Here is a 19,977-nt window from a genome sequence, read left to right as displayed (position 1 = left end):
TCCCAGTAACTAGCCTTCTGTTTCCGGCTTCTTGGCCCGGCTCGGCTGTACCCGGGGCGGCTCGTTCGGCATCTTGGGATATTGCGGCGGCCACGGTGCGTCCATGAGCCCGGATGCCATATCCCGCTCCGACATTTTCAGCAGCGGCTCGATGGATTGGGCCGGTCGGTCCGCCCACGGGTCACCGGATTCGGCCAGCCGCGCGGGGACGCTGGCAATGGTCAGTTCCTCGGGGACAACGGTGTCCAGATCGGACCAGGCGATCGGCGTGGAGACCTGCGCGCCGACCTTCGGTCGCACACACCACGCGCCGAAAACCGTTTTGTGCGGTGCGTTTTGGTTGAAGTCGACGAAGACGCGGTTACCGCGCTCCTCCTTCCACCACTGTGCGGTGATCTCGTCCGGATGCCGCCGCTCCAGTTCGCGAGCCAGCGCGACCGCGGCCGCACGCACCTGATAGCCGTCCCATTTCGGTTCCAGTGCAACGTAAATATGCAATCCACGCGAGCCTGAGGTCTTGATGCGGGAGTCGATGCCGAGTTCGGTGAACAGCTCACGGGTGAGTACGGCGGCGTGTTTGAGATCGTCGAAGGTGATGCCCGGCGAGGGATCCAGGTCGATGCGCAGCTCATCGGCGATATTTAGATCGGCGACGTGATTGGGCCAGACGTGGAAGCCGAGGCAGCCCTGGTTCACCGCCCACAGAATGTGCGCGAGATCGTGGGCGACCAGCGCATCGCTGGTGGTGCCGTTGGGCGTGGCGACCTCCACGGTGTGCAGCCAATCCGGCGCGGATTTCGGCACCCGCTTCTGGAACCACGACTTACCGGACGCCCCATCGGGATAACGTTCCAGCAGCAGCGGCCGATCGCGCACCACCTGCAGGAACGGTTCGGCCACCGCCTGGTAGTACCGCACCAGATCGAGTTTCGTCTCACCGCGTTTGGTGAAGTAGACCTTGTTCGGATTGCTGATGGCGACGGTTGTGCCGTCCACCTCGATATCGACCGACTCGGTCATCATTGCCCCTGGGCTTCGGTGAAGATGGCGCTCAATTCGGCCGGTGCGACCTCGTCGAGTTGGGCGTAGGTACACGATTCCGGTGTTCGATCGGATCGGAAACGCACCAGCCTGCCGCCGTGCCGCAATCGGCCGGACTGCACATGTTCGTAGCGGACCTCGGCGACCAACTCCGGACGCAGCGCCTCCCAGGACAGATCCTTGCCGCCGGTCCATCGGCTCACCCCGCCCGGCATCTTGCCATCGGCCTTCGCCTGCGCCGCGGCATCGGCCCATTCCCGCCACGGATGATTCGCCAATGCGTTCTCCCGCAACGGTTTCAGCTCATCCACCAGCGACTTGCGTTTGGCCGCGGTGAAACTGCTCGCGACTCCGACGTGATGCATATTGCCCTCGTCGTCGAAGAGTCCGAGCAGCAGCGAACCGACGCCCTCGCCATCCTTGTGCCAGCGGAAACCGGCCACCACGCAGTCCGCGGTGCGCTCGTGTTTGATCTTGAGCATCACCCGCTTGTCCTGCAGATACGCCAGTTCGTTGGACTTGACCATGACGCCGTCGAAACCCGCACCCTCGAAGCGGGTGAACCAGTCCTCGGCGACGGCGGGATCCTGGGTGATCGGAGTCAGGTGCACGCGGGCGAGTTCGGTATCGAGAATGGTCTCCAGCAGCCGTCGGCGTTCGGCGAACGGCTCACCGGTCAGATCCTTGTCGCCGAGAGCGAGTAGATCGAAGGCTACGAAGCTGGCCGGTGTTTCCTTGGCCAACTTGTTGACCCGCGAGGCCGCCGGATGCAACCGGTTCTGCAGGGTGTCGAAATCGAGTCCCTCATCGGTGACCACCACGATTTCACCGTCCACCACGCATTTATCCGGCAGCGCCGCCTTCAGCAGTTCGGCGACCTCGGGAAAATAGCGGGTGAGTGGGCGGTCGTTGCGGGAACCGAGTTCCACTTCGTCGCCGTCGCGGAACACCACGCAGCGAAAGCCGTCCCATTTCGGTTCGAAACTCAGGCCAGGCTCGTGCGGCACCGACGGGGCCGTTTTCGCCAGCATCGGCCTGACAGGCGGCATGACCGGTAGGTCCACACGATCCTCCTCGGGGTTCGCTCCTCACCTGTGCCGACGTCGCGGGCGACGCGGATTCATCGGTGCGGGCTCGAACTCGATCGTAAATCGCAGGTCCGACAAGCTTGTGAACTTCGCGTTGCGCGCTATTCCAGCCAGCCGTGCTGATCGGCGAAGGCGGTGAGGCGGTCGCGGATGGTGAGGATCTCACCGGCGGTGAGGGCGGGGCTTGCGTCCAGCAGTAGCTCGGTGATCAGGCGTTTGTGTTCGGTGACGGTCAGTTGGCCGGAGCCGGATCTGTCTTTTTTGTGCCGAGGAGCGGGTGGTAGTGGTTGACCGCCGACCAGGGCGAGGTTGACCGCCTTCGGACCACGATCACCCTCGGTCACATCGAATTCGAACACCCGCCCCTGGCGCAGTTCATCTTCGTCCAGTCCGATGTCGTTCACATGAACGAACACATCCGGGCCACCATCGTCGGGCCGAATGAACCCGAATCCCCGCGAACTGTCGAACGACACCAATTTCCCGATGGACACCAACACCCGCTCCTCGCGCCGTCGCTACTCGGCCACTTTAGCCCGCATTATCCCCGTCGTTGGATGAAAGCGCCTTTTGTAACGAGTTGAATACAGTGAGGCCCTGACCGACCATTCCGTTGACCAATTCGCCGACACCGTCGGGTCCGTTGAGCACCGTCAGGTTGGCGTTCGCCAGGCCGTTGGAGGCCTGCTTGACGATTTCCGGCAGCTGCTCGATCAGCAACTGGTCCAAGGCGATCCGGTTGTTCGAGGCCGCCGCTTCGGCCTGGATCCGGGTCCGATCGGCCTCGGCCTCGGCGAGGATGCGCACCCGTTCCGCTTCGGCCTGAGCGGGTTTCACGACTTCGGCCTGCAACTGCTGCTCACGCAACTCGGCCTCTTTGCGTGCCTGTTCGGCCTGCGCGGTGAGCACCTCCTGCATCGCCTTGGCCTCGGCCAGCGGACCGGCCTGTGCCGCTTCGGCATTGGCCTTATCGATATCCTGCTGATACTGCGCTTGGAGAATGGCGGTCTCACGCTGATATTCGGCTCGGCGGCGCAGCGATTCCTGTTCGGCCTCGGCGGCCCGCTGCGCGGCCTGTGACTGCGCGATCTGCGCATCGCGCTGCACGGCCGCGTTGTGCGGTGCGGCCAATGCGGTGATGTACCCCAGATTGCCGTCATCGATGGATTGGATTTGGAACGAATCCACCCACAGGCCGATATTGCTCATCTCCACCTTGGAGGCCACCAGCACCTCGTCGGCCAGCCGCTGGCGTTCGCGGATGATCTCCTCGACCGTCATCGAGCCGACGATCGAGCGCAGGTGTCCGGAGAAGATGCGTCCGGTCAGCACCGACATCTCCCGCTCCTGTTCGGACAGAAAGCGTTGGGCCGCATTGACGATCGACTGGGTGTCGTTGGCGACCTTGAACGCGATCACCGCGCGCACCTCGAGCTGGATGGCCTGCTTGGTGACGCAGCGTTCCTTGATCTCGGCCTCGAACATGGCCAGCGACAGATAGCTCACCTTGCGGAAGAACGGCATCACCCATTTGCCGCGCCCGATGACGACGCCGAAGGGCGCGTTGTCCTTGCTCGTACCGCCGCTGACCAGCATCGCCTCGTCAGGATCTGGAACGTGATAACCCAGCACTGTGCCTCCCTGGCAGTTCATAACTTCGGTCGCGGTGTCAGATGTCGTCGACCGGGACGGGTCCCAGCGGAATCCACGGCACCACATCGACGATGCGGCCCGGTTGTACCGCGATGATCAGGACGGTTTCGCCGGCCGAGATCGGCTCGGCCGCCCGCGCGATATATATCTCCGTGCCCCCGCGAATCGCAACCAATACTTCGCCGAGCATTCCGGGGCCCCGGATCGGCGAGGTGAGCGTACCCGTCAAACCCTGCACGGGGTCGGTCATCGCGGTGAACTCCTCGCACTCGGTGCCAGAGTTGTCAGGGTACGCGCGATTCGGAATAGCTCCGGTTACGAGAGGGACTCGGCGATGATGTGCCCGACCGATTTCTTGGTGAGATAGTGCGCGGCATCGTGCGGACTGGAGCCGTTGTCGAGTTCAGGATGGGTCGTCGGCACCACATCGCGTCCCGGCGCGGGCGGGAAATAGGGCGCCAGATCCAGATGCGCCGCGACGATATCGTCGCGATCGGCCAGATTCTCCCAGCGGGTGAGCGCGGCGGGCACCGTCGGCGGCTGCGGGCGCAGCAGCGGATAGATGATGGACTGCAGCGCCAGCGGTGAACCCAGGGTGACCAGCGCAGCGGGCTGATCGGTCCGATGTAGTGCCTCATAGGCGACCACTGAGCCGAGCGAATGTCCGATGACGAGCCGGGTCTCCGGACCGATCAGGTCGAGCACCTGCTGCTGCGCATAGGCACGCACCGCATCCTCGGCGAGATATCTGCTGACCTGGGCCAGTGACCGGTTGACGAATTTGCCCGCCATCCCGAAACCGAAGGGCGCGAACCACTTCAGCTTGGTCAGCGCATTCGCCGCAGGTCTGGCCTTCCGGCCGAAGCCCTGTGCGCCCTCGGTGCCGAGCGCGGAATTGTCCAGGTAGCGTTGCGCTTCCAGTCGATCGCGTTGATCCGCCGCCTGCCCGGCCGCCGTTGCCAGCCACGCCTCGGCGATCTGCTGGGTGAGTTCGGCATCCTCGGTACCGACCGGTCCGCCGCCGCCTTGCGCGCCGGGATCGAGAAAGGCATTGCCGTAGAACGCCATTCGCACCTCGAGCACGCCCGGGCGCTGGCCGCGCCACAGCTGATCCGCGAGTTCGCCGTAGCCGGCGGTGCGGACACCGGCGGCCAGCGCCGGAAGCCATTGCGCTTCCAGCAGATCCGCACCGTATTGCTCCTGTGCGATCCCGTGCACCAACACGATCGCTGCCATCAGCCGCCCCCGTTGTCACTTGCCCCGATGTGTGTTCGGGTACCTTCCTACCACGCACGGCTGATCCTTTCGAGCGACCTGCAAGCAGTTGCTACGGCCGATGTCGGGGTGTCGAGGTCGTCGGGGAGTCGACGGTGGGAATGGTGGTGCTGATATGGGAGGCAGGCTCGCCCTGGTGGTCGGGTCCGAGTGTGCGGCACTGGGAGAATTGGGGTTCACCGGTGAATTGGCCACGGGTCTGTACGGGACATTGACCGGTTCCGGCGGCTGGCGGGCGGCGACGGAGGCGCCTGGTCCGGTACTGAATCCGACAGTGGCACAGCTGGTTACGGCGGTGGACGAGGCATTCGACGCGGCCGCGCGGGAGCAGGCGACGCTGCTTATCGGATTCGTCGGCCATGGCACCGCGACCAGCGCGGAGGATTTCTTTCTGCTCGGACATGATTCGCCCGCGGTGCCGAATTCGCATACGGCCTTCCATCTGACACAGGAGATTCGGGAGCGGTTGAACCGATCGTCGCTGGACGGGCTGGTCGTCCTGGTCGACGCGTGTGAGACCGAACAGGGCGTACTCGGCGCGGCCCGTCGCTGGACCGACCTGCTGTCGCGGGCGGCGGGCCGGATGGAGTTGCTGGTCGCCGCCGGTGACGGGCCGGCGTATGCCGGATGCTTCACCCGAACGCTGCTGTCCACCTTCGCGGCCGGACTGCCCGCGCGCGGGGAGAATCTGCTGCCGTCGGATCTGGTCGATCCGATCGCCGCGGCCTGCACCCGGCAGCAGCCGGAACATCTGTCGTTCACCTCGGGCACGGTATCGGCGGCCGAGGGCGGTGATCCCGGCCTGTGGCTGGTGCCGAATATCGCTCGGCACCGCGATGCCGTAACCGGCCGTCCGGCAGCGGGTTTCGTCGATCAACTCACCCGCAGACTGCTACTGACCCCGGCGGTGCGCGAGACGCTCGACGATATCGTCGGATCCGGCAGTTACCGGTTGCGCGGGGTGATCGGACCGCCCGGCGTCGGCAAATCGACACTGCTGGCCATGCTCATCCGGCCGAGCCTGGTCGACACTCTGCCGGTCGCACCCGAATACATCACGGCCGCAGTATTTTTGACGGTCAGCAGTTCCATCGAGGCGGTCGCCGCCGAGTTGTCCGCGCAGTTGAGCACTCGACTGCCCGGCTTCCGCGCTGCGGTCGCGGCGGCGCGGAGCCTGGCCCGGCACAGTGTCACCGCACCCGATGTTTTCGATGTCGAGGTGCGACAACCGCTGGCGGACCTGGGTGGATGGGGTCGACGGGTCACCATCGTCGTGGACGGACTGAACGAACCGGAACAGGGCACCCAGCGACTGCTGGTGGCCGCGGTCGCCGAGTTGACCCGGCGACCGGAGCTCGCGCACGTCCGGGTGATCGTGGGCATCCGGAAGGGGCTCGGCTTCGAGAACGATCCGGAACTGCGGCATATGCATCGGATCGTCGTCGCCGAGCCGGTGGCCGAGGATATCGCCGCGATTGTCGAATCGGCCGGATATGAGCGCGCCGCCATCGATGAGCAGGAATGGGTCGGCTGGATCGATGCGCGGTTGGCCGAAACACCAACGGCGCGTGCGGATTCCCCTGCCGCGGCGGCGGGCTGGCTGTTGGCCGGATTGCTGGCCGAGGTCGCCAACGAGGTCACCGATCGGGTGGTTGCCGAGGGTATCGGCGTCGACGGTCTGGTGGCGTTGCGAGTCGGCGCGGCGATCCGGGCCGCGGCGGGCGATGGACCGGATATCGCACCGAATGTCGCCGATGCCTGGGGGATCGGCGCGGTGCTCGGTGTGCTCGTCGCGGCGGGCGTCGGTCCGGTGCTGCCGCTGGAACTGCTGGATGCGGCGATGCGTGAACTCGGAGCCGAGGTGAGCATTGCCGGAATACGCGATCTCACAGTGGGTTTGGGTGTGCTGGTCACGCGCAGCCGCCCCGGCACGGCCGATGAATCGCTCGGTATCGCGCACGCCGCCCTGCTGCCTGGACTGGCCGATGAATGCGACCGGCTCGGCGTGCACAGCGAGGATGCGCACCGCGCGGTGATAGCGGCCATCGAGGCGGGCACCACCGAGCGCGTGGCCGACTATGCCCGTGGTGCGGCGGTGCGCCACTACCTGGCCTACGGCGCCGCGGCGGCCGCATTCGGCTATCTCGAATCGCTGGAAACCACACGCGTGGTGGACAATCGGGATCTCTGGGTGGCCTGGCTGCCGAGCTTCACCGCTGCCATGGGGCCGGATCATCGCGTCACGCTGCTGGTGCGCAACCATCTCGCGAACTGCCGTGGCCGCAGCGGCGAATTCGCCGCCGCCGTCACCGAATTGGAAGAGCTGGCCCGCGATCAGACGCGGGTACTGGGCGTGGATGATCTCGATACCGTCACCACGCGCTACGACATCGCGGATTGGCGCGGTCATATGGGCCAGCTCGAGCGGACGGTAGCGGACTTCGAACGGCTCGTCATCGATCACGTCCGCATCCTCGGCACCGACCATCCGTGGACGCTGCGCGCACGAAACAGCCTGGCCTACTGGCGCAGTGAACGCGGCAGCCTGCGCCGCGCTGTCATCGAATTCGAACAGCTGATCGCCGATCAGCAGCGCATCCTCGGTCCCGTCGACCCGCAAACCCTGCGCACCCGACTGCATCTCGCGCGTTCCCGCGCCATGGCGGGCGAGTTGGCGCGCGCCTTCACCGAATTCGAACTGCTGCTCGTCGACCAGGCCCGCATCCTCGGCCCGGATGACGCCCAGACCCTGCGCACCCGCATCAGCATGGCGCGCTGGCGGCGGGAGAGCGGCGAAACGACCAGGGCCATTACCGAATACGCCGCACTGCTGACGGATCAGTTGCGCGTTCTCGGGCCGGATCATCCCGATACCCTGCACACCCGCAATTGCCTCGCGGGCTGCTATGGCGAGGCGGGTGATATCGGTGCCGCCATTACCGAATTCGAGCCGCTGCTCGCCGATCAGATACGGGTCCTCGGACCCGACCATCCGCACACTCTGCTCACCCGCAGCAACCTGGAATACTGGCGCGCCCGATCCGACGGGTAGCAGGGACATGTCGGGGGTTAGTGTTCTTGCGGGCCAGCGGCTGGCCCAGTCGTAAGGAGTGCGACGATGGCCGAAATGCGGGCGCAATTCGGTGTTCTCGGGCCGGTACAGCTGTCGATCGATGGCGTCGCGCAGCCGGTCGGCGGGCCGAAACAGCGTGCGGTGCTGGCGTATCTGGTGGTCAATGCCAATCATCCGGTCTCGGTGGACGCGCTGGCGCAAGCGGTGTGGGAGGAGCATCCGCCCTCGGATGTGCGGGTGAGCCTGCACGCCATCACCTCGAACCTGCGCAAACCGCTGCGGGCCGCCGGGCTCGACGCACGTGGCGTACTTGCCCAGGTCGGGACCGGCTACCGCATTGCGGTGGCCGATGGCGCAAGTGATGTGCAGCGCTTCCGCGCACGCAAGGAGGCGGGCCTGCGGGAGCTGGCGGCGGGTCGCTTCACGGCGGCCGCCGAAGCGCTGTCGAGTGCACTGGAGCAGTGGCGGGGCCCGGTGCTGTCGGATCTGCGCGGGCTCGGATTCGCCGACGCCTACGCCGCCGCGCTCGACGATGAACGGGTCGGTGTGATCGAGGCGCGGGCCTCAGCCGATATCGCGCGCGGGCGCGCGGACGCTGTTGCGGCCGAACTCGCCTTGCTCGTTGGGTCGCATCCGTTGCGAGAACCATTGTGGGAGAAGTTGATCACCGCGCTATATCTGAGCGGGCGGCAATCCGACGCACTCGGCGCGGTCCGGCAGCTTCGGACCACACTGGACGACGAACTCGGCATCGACCCGGGCACGGCGATCCAGGAGTTGGAGGCGCGGATCCTGCGCCAGGATCCGCTCACCGCCCGGGCGGTCGCCGATGTGACGATGACCCGGGCGACCACCATTGTCGAGCAGGCTGCGGCCGGGGCGCGGGCCGAATTGCGCGATCGGCGGGGCGAGGTTTATCCGATCACCGGATCGGTGACCCGCATCGGGCGGCTGCCCGATAACGACATCGTGCTCGAACACGGCAAGGTCAGCCGTCAGCACGCGGTGATCGTGGACAACGGACTGAACTTCGTGATCAAGGACCTGTGGTCGTCCAACGGGGTGTATCTCGACGGTGCGCGCATCATCGACAGCGTGACGCTCACCGACGGCGCGGTGATCCGCATCGGCGAATTCGAATTCGTCTTCACACTGATCTGAGCTGCGCGGCCGGACGGTGGTGATCGGGTCGGAATCGGTGTCTTAGTTGTCGTACAACTCGGCATATAGGAGCGCAGCAGGGTCATGCCCGAGCTCCGTCAGCGGTGTCGTCGACCGAGATATGCCAGCCGACGCTGGTCACCGACGGCTCCAGACCGAGCCGGCTCACCGCCGATTCCATCTGCCGGTCGTCGCGCTGATCGCCGGTGAGCTCGGCGCGTACCTCGACGCGGCCGGCGATATCGGTATTCGCACTGGTCACCGAGAGCAGTCGAAAGTCGGTGCGGATCAACGCCTGAACCAGCAGTGCCCGCACGTCGAATCGCGCTGCGCCGGAGCCGAATGCGGACCGAATCAGGACTGGTAGAGCGAACGGTAGGCGGCGAGCGTGGCCACGCAGTGGTCGATCACCTGCTCGCGGGTGGCGCGCAGCGATCCGTTCAACCACGCCGAGAACATGCCCGCGTTACCGCTGGCCATGGTGAGCGCGGCCAGTCTGCGCCGCACCGGATCGTCGATATGAGCGAACAGGTGGTCCTGCAGGACCTTGGTAAAGACCGGCATGACCGCGATGGTGGTCTGGCCGAGACCGGTACTCGAGTATGGTTCGACCAGGAACAGCCGGGACTTGCGCGGATCGGCGAGCACCTTGTCGACCAGGATCTCCGACAGCACGCGGTCGCGGGAGGGATCGGCGGCGGCGAATGCCGTCATCGGCTCCAGGAATTCATCGGCGACCTGCCGGTAGAGCACATCCAGCAGTTCGTCGCGGCTGGCGAAGCTCTCATAGAAGTACCGGTCGGTGAGATTGGCGCGTCGGCATACCGCGCGCATGGTGACACCGCCCGCGCCCGATTCTCCGATCAGGTCGAGCGCGGCCTCGAGCAGCGCGGAGCGGCGTGCCTCCCGACGTTCGGTGAGCGTCGTGCCGCCCCAGATCCGAGGACCGGCATCGTCAGCTGATTCCTGGCCTTTTTGCACCCGCCCACACTAATGCCTGGCCGTAATGACCGGCTCAGTGCTGGGCCACACCGATCGGGGATCAGCCGCCGCGTTCGAGTGCGAATCCGGCATCGCGCCAGGCGACGATTCCGCCGCCGAGGCTGCTGGCGTCGAAGCCCTCCTGGCGGGCGATGGCGGCGAAGCGCAGCGATAGTTCGCCGACCGGACAGACGAAGACCAGCGGGCGCGATCGGGAGAACGGGACGCCGTGGGTGAACATATCGTCGAGTTGGTCGTCGCGGATATTGATCGCGCCCGGCACATGGCCGATGCGATAGGCCATCGCGCCGCGGGTGTCCACGATGGTGGGCCGGGCGGTGCGGTCCAGTTCGGCCAATTCCTGCGGGGACACGGCCGGTGTCGCGGCGAGTTCGGCGGGGGTGGGTGCGCGGCGGCGATCGGCGCGGTCGAAGAGTTCCGGCCTGCGCTTCTTGATATAGGACAGGTACGGCTCGAGCCGATCACAGACGATGAAGACCGCAACGACGGGTTCGTTCGATGAAAGTGCGTGCTCACCAAGGGTTTCCAGCGCGGCGGCATAGCTCGCTCCGCTGGTCGGACCGGCCAGGATGCCGTACCCGGTGGCCAGCGCCAGGGTGGCGTCCACGGCGCGGGTGGAATCGATGGTGACGATGCGGTCGTAGAAATCGGGTTGGAACAGCCCGACATCCCACATCTCGCTCTCCGAGCGGATACCGGGTATGAAGTCCGACCGATCGGAAACCACGGCGATACAACGCAATTCGGGATTGTGCTTGCGCAGATAGGTCGCGGTCCCACGGGTGGAGCCGGTGGTGCCGAGCCCGCCGATCAGATAGTCGACGCGGGTGATGTCGTCGGCGGCCAGATCCTCATGGATCTCGCGGCCGGTGCCGTGGTGATGCGCCTCGATATTCTTCTCATTGGTGTACTGCGAGGCGTGATAGTAGGCACCCGGCTCCTTGGCCATGGTCGCCTCGATCACCGAATACACATCGTTCGGTGTGGTCGGATCCGGGCATTCGGACAGCCCGGGCAACTCCACGATCTCGGTGCCGAAGAGTTGCAGCAGATCTCGCACCTCGGCGACCTTGATCCGATTGGTCACCGCGCGCAGGCCGATGCCGTGTATCGCGCCGAGAATGCGCAGCGCCTTGGCGGTATTGCCGCTCGAAGCCTCGATGAGTGTCTGCCCGCCCGCGCGGATCTCGTCGAGATCGTCGCGGATCATGCCCCAGGCCACCCGGTCCTTGACCGAGCCGAAAGGATTGTGCGACTCCAGCTTGGCGTACAGCTCGACATTGGCCAGGCCGTGTACGGCCGGATCGAGGCGCAGCAGCGGCGTATTGCCGATCAGCTCGGTGATATGGTCGTAGCGCATTACGGCGCTCCGGAGGGTCGGCGCGGCAGCGGACGACGCGGGCCGCGCGGGGGAGTGCGGCGCGGTGGCGGCAGACCGACGGGTATGACCGGTTCGTAATCGGTATCGCGATAGACCTGGAAACTGTCCGCACGGTGCACGACAGCGAGTTTCGCGGGCAGTGCGTGCATCGACGCCGAGGCCGCGGACAGGTCCATGTGGTAGGCGCCGGTATTCGGGAACACCACCAGATCGCCCTGGCGCGGGCACTCGGGCAGCCACACCTTGTGATTGGTGATCAGATCGCGCTCCAGGCACAGGCGTCCGGCGAAATACACACCGACCGGCCCGGATTCGACGACCGGACGCAAGGTCGGCATGGGGTCGGCGGCACTGCGCAGCGGCGTCACGCCATCGCCTGGGACGGCGTTGCGGACAGGAGCGGTGCTCGGCATATGCGCGACACTCGGCAGGATCACCGGATCGACCATGACCTCCTGATCCGCCGGGGTCACCTGATCCCGGCTCAGATCCAGGTTCACCAGCACCGTGCCATCGGCGAGTTCCTTGACGAACTCCACCCGTGACACTGTCACCCCCGCATGATCGACCAGCGCCTTACCCGGCTCCAACCAGATATCGAGCATATTGTCACCGGCCACCTGGGCCATCGTGCGGCCACCGTGGCGCTCCAGCGCAGCGCCGAGCAGATCGTTCAACATCGCCGTCGCGGGCACCGTGTTCGCGTACTTGTGGAAGACCGGAATCCCGTGCACCGCACCGTCATCCACGTGATAGCCGAAGGTATTGTTCGACCAGCTCATCGATTCGCCACGACCGAGCAGCGATTCGCGCAGCGCCCGCACATACCCGTCGAAGCGGTCCGCATCGGCGGTGAACACCTGTCGGAAGCCGCCACCGATATTGAGCACCGATGGGCCGAGTCCGCAGTCGTAGGCGCGCTCGACCAGCTCGAGGCAGGCGTCGATGGCCCGGATGCGTTCCGCGGCGTCACCGGAGTCGATATGAAAGGCGAAGCCGAGGAACGCGATTCGCCGACGATTGGCCGACAGTAGATCCAGGGCCTGGTCTACATGGGCCAGCGGCACACCGAACCGGCTCACCGCCGTCTCGTCGAAACCGGAAACCCGCAGCAGCACCGGAACTCTCGCGCGGTCTCCGGCCAATTCGGTGATCCGCCGCAGCTCCCACAGATTGTCGACATTGATGGTGACGCCGCAGTCGATCAGATCACGCAGGAACGCTTCACCTTTCGGCCCGGTCACCTCGATCCGCATCGGGCCGAATCCGGCCCCGATGGCACTGGCCAACTCCTGCGGAGAAGCGACATCGATGGCGATACCGGCATGTTCGGCGGTTCGCGCCAAGGCACGGGATTGATTCACCTTGTGCGCGTAGCAGATTCGGTAGCGCGCGCCCCTGCTGTCGAGTACGGCGCGCAACCGCTTCAGGTTCTCCGCGTAGACCTGCGGAAACACCAGGTGGGTCGGTGATCCGAAGCGAATCAGCGTCTCCTCGACGGCATCGCGGGTATCGAGAAAGGCGCGTACCAGCGGATGGATCTTCGCGGGTAGCGCCGGTAGCGGTGCCGTCATACGACGGTTTCCGTGGGCTGGGACCGTGGCGACGCCAATGCGGTTCGCGCCGGTTTCTCGGCCACCGGGTTGTAGCCGCCGTCGCGGATCGACTCGAAGGCGCGGGCTCGATTGCGCGGACTGCGGAATTCGGCGACCACCCGTTTACTGGGCAGATCGATCTCGATCACCTTGATGCCCATCGTCTCCAGCACCCCGGTGATCGTGCGGACACAGTGCTGACAGCTCATATCCGGCACATAGAAGATCCGATCCTCGGCGCTGGCAGGCGCGTCGGCGGTCAGTTCGTCCAGTTCCGCACTCACCTCGGTGACCCGGATCCGCTCGGCGAGCTGTTCGAAGATCTCGACGAACTTGTCCACCACCAGCGGCAACAGGTTGTAGTGCGCGCCGCCGAGGTGATGGGGCATGGCGGCCAGGCAGGAAGGTCGGGTATTGGCGGGCAGCAGCGCGTACTGGCGGGAGATGAGATCGAGATCGTCGTGGTATTTCGCGATGGCCGCGTCGACGCTCAGGCCCTCGGCCCGGGTCGCTCGCCTCATCACCGTGTGCGCGTCCTCGATGGTGGTGTCCTTCATCGCGCGCAGTGTCGCCACCGTGTCGGCGGTATAGCGCACCGTGCCGTCCGGTTGGGCGGCCAGCGTCACCGGGATCATGCCGCGCCGGTAGGTGGAGGCCTGCAGTTCCCAGAACCAGCGGGTGGCGACCGCCGAGAAGATGCCGGAATTGTGTATGCCCCTGGCGAATTCGGCCGCACTGCGATATTGCGTCTGCCGCGCCAGCAGTGCGTGCTGGGCCAGTGCGCGTCCGGTGGCCTCGATGCCGACGCGGAAGATTTCGATCGGATCGTGATCGGTGGTGGTCCCGTCGAGCACCGCGTGTTCGCGCGGGCCGAGGCCGTCGACCCGCTGTGTCAGTGCGGAATTCGCGGCGAGGGCGTGCCACAGCACCAGCACGGCTTCGCGCATGGCGATGGGTACCAGCGGCCCGAGGCCGTCGGCGCGGAAGTGTCCGGTATTGGGGACGCCGTCGCTATCGGTCCAGGCGATGCGGTGCGTCGCGCTGGTGACCTGCGCGGGCTGGCACGGCCGCATGAACTGCTGCAGGTACAGCCGCTGCGAATAGGTGAGGTGGCTGTCGGGCTCGGGACGCAGTGCGGCGCAGGTGTATTCGATATGTCGACTCGACGGGACCGCGATCGGAGTGGCGAACAATCCGGGTTGGGCCAGGCCTGCCAGCACCCGGGACGCCGCCCGCCGGTCATAGCGCGGGGTGTCGTCCATTTTCATGTGACCTCCTCGGCAATCGTCTTGACGCAGGTCGCGAACCGGTCGATCTCCTCGACGGTGTTGTAGATGTGCGTGCTGACCCGTACCGAGTCCGTGGCGTCGTCGCCAGCCCGGGGTGAGCAGTGTAAGCCGGTGCGGACCAGAAAACCCAACTCGCTCAATACGAATCCGAGATCGGTCGTGGAAATGCCTGCGAGCGTGAAGGACACGATGCCGTAGCCGATCGCGCAGGGCGCATGCGCCGGACCGGGCAGGAACTCCAGCCCGGGCACCGGACGCAGATTGTCGATGAGCCGCAGCGTCAATTCGCGATTGTGCGCGGCGATCACACCGACATCCAGCGATTCCAGCACCTCCAGTGCGCTGCCGAGAGCCAGGATGCCCGGAATGTTCTGCGTGCCGCCCTCGAGCAGTTCCGGCATGCCGGTCGAGGTCAATCCGGCGTCGGTGAGGTCGACCCCGGTATTGCCACCGGGAAGGAAGGGCAGCAGCCGATCGTGAACTCTGCGGTGGCAGTACAGGATTCCGGTGCCGGGTGCGCCGAACATCTTGTGCGCGGCGAAGATCGCGAAGTCGGCGCCGAGTTCGGTCACATCCAGCGGCATATGCCCACCGCTCTGACTGCAGTCGAAGCACAGCAGAATCCGGGGATCGAGTTTGCCGCGCAACTCCTCGAGCGTGGTGAGTCCGCCGAAGACGTGGTGCAGATGGCTGGTGGTGATCAGCCGGGTGCGCGGCCCGACCTTGTCCAGGATGTCCGCGGTATCGGCTTCGCCGAGTTCGGTCGCCCGGTAGGGGACCAGTTCGATGCGCCGGCCGAAGCGCGCGAGCACCTGGCGCAGATGGTGCCACGGATGCACATTCGAGGCGTGATCGCGCGGGTTGTAGAGGATTTCGTCGCCGTCATCGAGTTCGGCCAGCCCCCAGGACAATGCGACGGCATTGAGCGCCGCGGTCGCGCCGCCGGTGAAGACCACCTCCGCGGGCGATTCGGCGCCGATGAAAGTGGCCATGCGATCCCGGACCCGGGCCAGGCGGGTGGTCAGGTTGGTAGCCCACGGGTAGGTTCCGCGACCGGCGTTGGCGGTACGCGAGGTGTGATAGCGGTGGATGGTCTCGATGACCGGCAGCGGCTTCTGCGTGGTGGCCGCGCTGTCCAGATAGGTCTCCGTGGATTCGGCCAGCGCCGGAAAGAGTTCGCGCACGGTCGCGAGGGGCGACGGCGCCGGAATCCGCGGTGCGGACCGGGTGGTGGCCGGTCGGGCTAGGTGCGTCCTGGACGCAGATGACCGCAAGGTGGCGCTCCCTCCGAGAACCGCGCTGGACGCCACCAACGATACGCACTTTCGGTGACGGCTTCGAAGGATTCTCGTAGCCAACGTCTTTCGACAAGTCGCAGCTACCAACGGTCCTGTCGCGGATATCCGCGACAGTTCAGTACTGCCCCTGTACGTACTCCACCAGATGCTGGCGTTCGGTGGCCAGTTCGGAGATCGCGCTCTTGACCACATCGCCGATGCTGACGATGCCGATCAGGCGGCCGTCGCGGACCACGGGCAGGTGCCGGACGCGGTGCTCGGTCATGGTGCCGCGCAGTCCGTCGACCAGGTCGTCGGGTGCGCAGGTGCGCACATCGACGGTCATGATCTCCGAGACCGGCGTATCCAGCAGCCCGGCGCCACGCGCGTGCAGACTGCGCACCACATCGCGCTCGGAGACAATGCCGACGATCCGGTTGCCGTCCGGCGATACCACCACCGCCCCGATATTGTGCTCGGCGAGCGTGCCGAGCAGGGTCCGTACCGTAGTCTCGGGCGCGACGGTCGCCACGTCGCTGCCCTTCCTGTGCAAGATCTCCGCTATTCGCATAATCCACCATCCAGAGGTCGCAGCACTACTAGGATGACGCCTTTGTGATCTCGTGACCAGCACAAATCCGCATCAGGCTGCAATCTACAGCCGTCGGGCGACGCTGCGGTCCAGATCGCGCGCGAGCAGGGCGATGGCGGCCTGTGAAATGCCTGCCGAGGTGGCCAGATCGATCGAGGTCAGCTGGGCGATGCGGCGTAGCCGGTAATCGACGGTATTCGGGTGGACATAGAGCTGGCGCGCGGTGAGCTGGCGATTCATATCGTTGCCCAGGTAGGCGCGCATGGTGTCGAACAGTTCGGGATGGGCGTCGAGCGGATCGAGAATGGTCGCGATGCGCCGAGTGGCCGGCCCGCCCCGAGTGAGCTGGTACTCCACGGCCAGGTCGGCCATCTGGTAGAGGCCAGGATTGCGTCCGCCGACCCGCACCAGATTGAGTAGTTCGTGGGCCTGATCGGCGGCGTCGGGTATCTGATCGGTCTCGCTGGTGACCAGCGTGGCAGTGAGCGCGACCTCGGCGGATTCGGCAAGCAGTTGCAGTGTTTCGGCGGTCAGGACCGGCGCATCGTCCTCGATCGGGACCAGTAGCGTGCCGCCCTTTGTGCTCAGCAGAGCGAGCACCCGGGATTTGAAGGCGGTGGCCAGTTCCGATTGCAGGCGGCGCAGTTTTCTGCGGGCGGCGACATGGCTGTCGACGCGTGGATCGCGCTCGTCCGGATGCTCGGGAATCGATAGCGCGACCACCTGGTACGAATCTGCGATCGGAATGCCGGCCTGGCGGGCGAGTGCGGAACTGCCGCGACCGCTCAGCAGCGCCGAAGCCAGCGTCTGCGTCGCGGTCTGGTGTTCGCGCGCGACGAGATGCTGTTCCTCGACGTAGGCGTCCGAAACCGCCGCGGTGATCGCCTCCAGGAGTTCGAGCATGAGGTCGGTGGCGACCAGCAGTTCATCGATATCGTCGGCCTTGGCGCGCGCGGTCACCAGCCCGAACGCGATGCGCAGGCCCTCGTGGTAGGCGCGCAGGATGGTGCCCAGCGGCACGGCCTCGCGGGCCCATTGCGCCGCCGCCTCCCTGACCTCGCCGAGCTGTTCCTCGCCGGGAACCGTGCGCTTATCGAACATTTCGGCGGCCAATGCCAGGCAGCTGCGGGTCAGCTTGGTGACATCGTCGCGTAGCTGCTCGCCGGGCAGCGTGCGACACGGCGCCATACAGGTCGCGAAGTAACCGACCATGCGCGAGGCGACGCGGTCGGTATTGAGTAGGGGAATCGACGCGGGCTGGCCGCCGATCTCTAGGACAGGGTCCGTCGGGTCGACGGACAGATCCAGCGCGGAGAAGGTCATACGCGTCGCTCCAGTGCCACATCGGACGTGATAGATCTGCGCCCGAATCGTTGCATCACTATACGAAATGGTTATGAACCAGGGAAGACTACGCGAAATCTATTGCGGCGCGGCAACGTTGTGCATTGCCCACATCCGGGCCATGTGCCGTGGTGGGAAGCTCCAGCGCTCGGCGCGAACTATCGAGAATCCGTGACCAGCCGTCTTAACGTTGGCCTCGGCCCGGCGTTTGCGTGCGATCGGCCTGCGCCGTCGCGCCGCGGGTCCAGACGCGACGGTGCACGACGTCACCCGCCAGGACGGCTGCGATCAGGACATGCCCGATCAGCTGACGACGATGTACTCGCCGCGCACGGTATCCATTGCGCTGCAAGCACTCGACCCGTCCGTACATCCGAACCTGTTGTGCGCCTTGAACGCCCGGTCCGTGGGCGGGGCGACCGAATTTAGGCCGCGCCTTGTTGATTCCGCAGGTCGGAATCGATTACTACTGCGCCGCTACGGATTTCGCGTTCGATCGCGATGGCGGCGTAGTGCTGGCCGCTGGCGCGCAGCTCGGCGATGCGCCGCTGCAATGCGTCGGTGCCGTAGGCCGCGGCGATATCGGCGATCCCGAGTCGACCGGCAGCGCGTGGTGGATTCATGCGAATGCCCCCTGTGGCTCTGGCGCCGAGAGATCCCGGTGGCGACAGCGGCACGGGCTCTCGGGTGCGAAACTCCCTTGTCGCGCATGAGTTTAGAGCCGCGTGTCGTGCAGATGCAAGTACATCTGTACGAACATCACTGCGTGCGAAGCGATTTGGGGCCGCGTTGGTGGAGCCGTTGGGGTCGAACGTTATTCGTCGTCCAGTCCGGCGGAGAGGTAGGCCGCGGCGGCAAGCCACTGGCGGCACTGCGGGCCGTGCACCTCGTGCAGGTGCAGGATCTCGCGGGCCTGCCGATAGGTGAGGCCGCGCGGTTCGACACCGCAATCGAGTGGCGCGTACTCCGGCGCCGAGCTTTGCCGCAGGGTGTCGATCCCGGATCCGCCGGCGATCGTGGCCCCGCGCGGAGTTCGGAATGGCGTACTCATCTCGACCGCCCCTCGCGTCTGCGGATGGGGAGGTGGATGTGGTGACGCCGGCGCGAACTCCCTGCGTACCTCCCCGATTCTGGTTCCGAGTTTAGGCCGTCGGCACTTACAGATGCAAGTACATTTGCACGAACGACCAACAGAAATATGAACGGCGGTCTTCGACCGGGTGGCCGATGACCGCCGTTGTGCCGCTTGCGCTTCAGGGCTTGCGCGCGACCGCGCCGTAGGCGGAGATCGGCCGGACCTCGCCGACCTCGGCGGCATCGGTGCGCCACTGGGTGATCGATACGCATCCGGGCTCGACCAGTTCCAAACCGTCGAATACGGCACGGATTTCGGCCTGGGGTCGGGGAACATAGGGTACGCCGCCGGTTCCGGTGTAGTTCTCACACAGCGTCACGTACTCCTTGCTGTCGTCGGTGCCGTCCCACATGACCAGGAAGCTGCCCGACGGCACTGCGGCGAGCACCGTGCGCACGATGCGCAGCAGCTCGTCGTAGGACTTGGCGTGGCCGAGGACGCCCATGAACATCACGCCGATCGGCTCGTTGAAATTGAGCACGTTGCGGGCGTCGGCGATGATCTGCTCCGGATCGTGGTAATCGCAATCGACGTAAGTGGTTACGCCCTCGGGGGTGGTGCTGGTGAGCAACGCCCGCGCCATGGTGAGGACCAGAGGATCGTTGTCGACATAGACGACCTTCGAGTCGGGCGCGACGCCCTGGGCGACCTCGTGGGTGTTCTGCATGGTCGGCAGGCCGGTGCCGATATCGAGAAACTGGCGGATGCCCTCCTCGCCCGCCAGGTAACGGACCGCGCGAATGAGGAACTGACGCGACTGCACGGCCATGGTGGTGATGTCCGGATCCACCTGGACGCCGGCATCACCGGCGATACGGTCGATTTCGTAATAGTCCTTACCGCCCATCCAGTAGTTCCAGATGCGCGCGGAATGCGGGATGTCGGTCCGGATGAGCGGGGTTTGATCGTCGGACATGGGGCTGGACTCCTCGGCGAGCTGATTAACGGTGAACCGGACTGCTCAGGCGGCGGGTGTCGCGATTGGCTGGCACGGCCGATGTGCACTGTGACAGTACAAGATTCGCGTCGGCTCGACCTGCGGGATCGAGGAGTCGATCACGCATTTCGGGC

At 65.7% G+C, this 19,977-nt stretch carries 19 protein-coding genes; 2 read left to right on the top strand and 17 right to left on the bottom strand.

What is annotated here, in order from left to right:
* Nucleotides 1-9: 9 nt before the first annotated feature.
* From ligD to ACZ60G_RS06325, 6 genes are all read right to left on the bottom strand, one after another.
* Entirely contained in the window at nucleotides 10-1,020 is a 1,011-nt protein-coding gene (gene ligD, locus ACZ60G_RS06350) for a non-homologous end-joining DNA ligase (protein WP_465807800.1), read from the bottom strand.
* Nucleotides 1,020-2,105: an ATP-dependent DNA ligase gene (locus tag ACZ60G_RS06345; protein WP_465807798.1), complete on the bottom strand. Its 1,086-nt coding sequence runs from the start codon at nucleotides 2,103-2,105 to the stop codon at nucleotides 1,020-1,022. The genes ligD and ACZ60G_RS06345 overlap by 1 nt, the downstream gene beginning before the upstream one ends.
* 125 nt (nucleotides 2,106-2,230) lie before the next feature.
* The gene (locus ACZ60G_RS06340; protein ID WP_465807796.1) at nucleotides 2,231-2,623 is read right to left on the bottom strand and encodes a cold-shock protein; all 393 of its coding nucleotides are present in this window, start codon (nucleotides 2,621-2,623) and stop codon (nucleotides 2,231-2,233) included.
* A gap of 37 nt (nucleotides 2,624-2,660) precedes the next feature.
* Nucleotides 2,661-3,761: an SPFH domain-containing protein gene (locus tag ACZ60G_RS06335; protein ID WP_040690060.1), complete on the bottom strand. Its 1,101-nt coding sequence runs from the start codon at nucleotides 3,759-3,761 to the stop codon at nucleotides 2,661-2,663.
* 37 nt (nucleotides 3,762-3,798) lie between these two features.
* Nucleotides 3,799-4,032 carry a hypothetical protein gene (locus tag ACZ60G_RS06330; protein WP_465807794.1) on the bottom strand — a complete coding sequence of 78 codons (234 nt, stop codon included), beginning with the start codon at nucleotides 4,030-4,032 and terminating at the stop codon, nucleotides 3,799-3,801.
* Between the two features lie 65 nt (nucleotides 4,033-4,097).
* Nucleotides 4,098-5,018 carry a hypothetical protein gene (locus ACZ60G_RS06325; protein WP_465807792.1) on the bottom strand — a complete coding sequence of 307 codons (921 nt, stop codon included), beginning with the start codon at nucleotides 5,016-5,018 and terminating at the stop codon, nucleotides 4,098-4,100.
* Between the two features lie 154 nt (nucleotides 5,019-5,172).
* Between ACZ60G_RS06325 and ACZ60G_RS06320 the strand changes: the two genes are divergently transcribed.
* The gene (locus tag ACZ60G_RS06320; RefSeq protein ID WP_465807790.1) at nucleotides 5,173-8,109 is read left to right on the top strand and encodes an ATP-binding protein; all 2,937 of its coding nucleotides are present in this window, start codon (nucleotides 5,173-5,175) and stop codon (nucleotides 8,107-8,109) included.
* Between the two features lie 66 nt (nucleotides 8,110-8,175).
* Nucleotides 8,176-9,291: a BTAD domain-containing putative transcriptional regulator gene (locus tag ACZ60G_RS06315; RefSeq protein ID WP_465807788.1), complete on the top strand. Its 1,116-nt coding sequence runs from the start codon at nucleotides 8,176-8,178 to the stop codon at nucleotides 9,289-9,291.
* A gap of 82 nt (nucleotides 9,292-9,373) precedes the next feature.
* Here ACZ60G_RS06315 and ACZ60G_RS06310 read toward each other — a convergent pair whose 3' ends face one another.
* The 11 genes from ACZ60G_RS06310 to ACZ60G_RS06260 form a co-directional block, all read right to left on the bottom strand.
* A complete protein-coding gene (locus tag ACZ60G_RS06310; protein WP_465807786.1) occupies nucleotides 9,374-9,607 on the bottom strand; it encodes a hypothetical protein in 234 nt (77 codons plus the stop codon).
* A 38-nt stretch (nucleotides 9,608-9,645) separates the two neighbouring features.
* Nucleotides 9,646-10,272: a TetR/AcrR family transcriptional regulator gene (locus ACZ60G_RS06305; protein ID WP_051181995.1), complete on the bottom strand. Its 627-nt coding sequence runs from the start codon at nucleotides 10,270-10,272 to the stop codon at nucleotides 9,646-9,648.
* 61 nt (nucleotides 10,273-10,333) lie between these two features.
* On the bottom strand, nucleotides 10,334-11,653 hold the full coding sequence (locus ACZ60G_RS06300; RefSeq protein WP_465807784.1) for a pyridoxal-phosphate dependent enzyme: 1,320 nt from the start codon (nucleotides 11,651-11,653) through the stop codon (nucleotides 10,334-10,336).
* On the bottom strand, nucleotides 11,653-13,248 hold the full coding sequence (locus ACZ60G_RS06295; RefSeq protein ID WP_465807782.1) for a type III PLP-dependent enzyme domain-containing protein: 1,596 nt from the start codon (nucleotides 13,246-13,248) through the stop codon (nucleotides 11,653-11,655). Before ACZ60G_RS06295 ends, ACZ60G_RS06300 begins: the two co-directional genes overlap by 1 nt.
* Nucleotides 13,245-14,537 (bottom strand): heavy-metal-associated domain-containing protein, encoded by a 1,293-nt coding sequence (locus ACZ60G_RS06290; RefSeq protein ID WP_465807781.1) that lies wholly within the window; start codon nucleotides 14,535-14,537, stop codon nucleotides 13,245-13,247. Before ACZ60G_RS06290 ends, ACZ60G_RS06295 begins: the two co-directional genes overlap by 4 nt.
* Nucleotides 14,534-15,742: an aminotransferase class V-fold PLP-dependent enzyme gene (locus ACZ60G_RS06285; RefSeq protein ID WP_465807779.1), complete on the bottom strand. Its 1,209-nt coding sequence runs from the start codon at nucleotides 15,740-15,742 to the stop codon at nucleotides 14,534-14,536. Before ACZ60G_RS06285 ends, ACZ60G_RS06290 begins: the two co-directional genes overlap by 4 nt.
* 229 nt (nucleotides 15,743-15,971) lie before the next feature.
* On the bottom strand, nucleotides 15,972-16,406 hold the full coding sequence (locus ACZ60G_RS06280) for a CBS domain-containing protein (RefSeq protein ID WP_465807778.1): 435 nt from the start codon (nucleotides 16,404-16,406) through the stop codon (nucleotides 15,972-15,974).
* Between the two features lie 84 nt (nucleotides 16,407-16,490).
* Complete coding sequence (locus tag ACZ60G_RS06275; RefSeq protein ID WP_465807777.1) at nucleotides 16,491-17,750, bottom strand: PucR family transcriptional regulator; 1,260 nt, start codon at nucleotides 17,748-17,750, stop codon at nucleotides 16,491-16,493.
* Nucleotides 17,751-18,196: 446 nt separating this feature from the next.
* Complete coding sequence (locus ACZ60G_RS06270; RefSeq protein WP_465807775.1) at nucleotides 18,197-18,394, bottom strand: hypothetical protein; 198 nt, start codon at nucleotides 18,392-18,394, stop codon at nucleotides 18,197-18,199.
* Nucleotides 18,395-18,585: 191 nt separating this feature from the next.
* The gene (locus tag ACZ60G_RS06265; RefSeq protein WP_465807774.1) at nucleotides 18,586-18,822 is read right to left on the bottom strand and encodes a hypothetical protein; all 237 of its coding nucleotides are present in this window, start codon (nucleotides 18,820-18,822) and stop codon (nucleotides 18,586-18,588) included.
* Between the two features lie 202 nt (nucleotides 18,823-19,024).
* Nucleotides 19,025-19,822 carry an SAM-dependent methyltransferase gene (locus tag ACZ60G_RS06260; RefSeq protein WP_465807772.1) on the bottom strand — a complete coding sequence of 266 codons (798 nt, stop codon included), beginning with the start codon at nucleotides 19,820-19,822 and terminating at the stop codon, nucleotides 19,025-19,027.
* Nucleotides 19,823-19,977: the final 155 nt, after the last annotated feature.

The sequence above is a fragment of the Nocardia sp. NPDC102475 genome (assembly GCF_055584605.1).
This window is presented reverse-complemented; position numbering and strand designations above follow the sequence as displayed.

What these genes read in the sequence shown, in the direction of transcription:
- ligD (WP_465807800.1), bottom strand. Translation starts at nt 1,020, where the DNA reads ATGACCGAGTCGGTCGATATCGAGGTGGACGGCACAACCGTCGCCATC.
- ACZ60G_RS06330 (WP_465807794.1), bottom strand. Translation starts at nt 4,032, where the DNA reads ATGACCGACCCCGTGCAGGGTTTGACGGGTACGCTCACCTCGCCGATC.
- ACZ60G_RS06325 (WP_465807792.1), bottom strand. Translation starts at nt 5,018, where the DNA reads ATGGCAGCGATCGTGTTGGTGCACGGGATCGCACAGGAGCAATACGGT.
- ACZ60G_RS06320 (WP_465807790.1), top strand. Translation starts at nt 5,173, where the DNA reads ATGGGAGGCAGGCTCGCCCTGGTGGTCGGGTCCGAGTGTGCGGCACTG.
- ACZ60G_RS06315 (WP_465807788.1), top strand. Translation starts at nt 8,176, where the DNA reads ATGGCCGAAATGCGGGCGCAATTCGGTGTTCTCGGGCCGGTACAGCTG.
- ACZ60G_RS06300 (WP_465807784.1), bottom strand. Translation starts at nt 11,653, where the DNA reads ATGCGCTACGACCATATCACCGAGCTGATCGGCAATACGCCGCTGCTG.
- ACZ60G_RS06295 (WP_465807782.1), bottom strand. Translation starts at nt 13,248, where the DNA reads ATGACGGCACCGCTACCGGCGCTACCCGCGAAGATCCATCCGCTGGTA.
- ACZ60G_RS06290 (WP_465807781.1), bottom strand. Translation starts at nt 14,537, where the DNA reads ATGAAAATGGACGACACCCCGCGCTATGACCGGCGGGCGGCGTCCCGG.
- ACZ60G_RS06280 (WP_465807778.1), bottom strand. Translation starts at nt 16,406, where the DNA reads ATGCGAATAGCGGAGATCTTGCACAGGAAGGGCAGCGACGTGGCGACC.
- ACZ60G_RS06275 (WP_465807777.1), bottom strand. Translation starts at nt 17,750, where the DNA reads ATGACCTTCTCCGCGCTGGATCTGTCCGTCGACCCGACGGACCCTGTC.
- ACZ60G_RS06270 (WP_465807775.1), bottom strand. Translation starts at nt 18,394, where the DNA reads ATGAATCCACCACGCGCTGCCGGTCGACTCGGGATCGCCGATATCGCC.
- ACZ60G_RS06265 (WP_465807774.1), bottom strand. Translation starts at nt 18,822, where the DNA reads ATGAGTACGCCATTCCGAACTCCGCGCGGGGCCACGATCGCCGGCGGA.
- ACZ60G_RS06260 (WP_465807772.1), bottom strand. Translation starts at nt 19,822, where the DNA reads ATGTCCGACGATCAAACCCCGCTCATCCGGACCGACATCCCGCATTCC.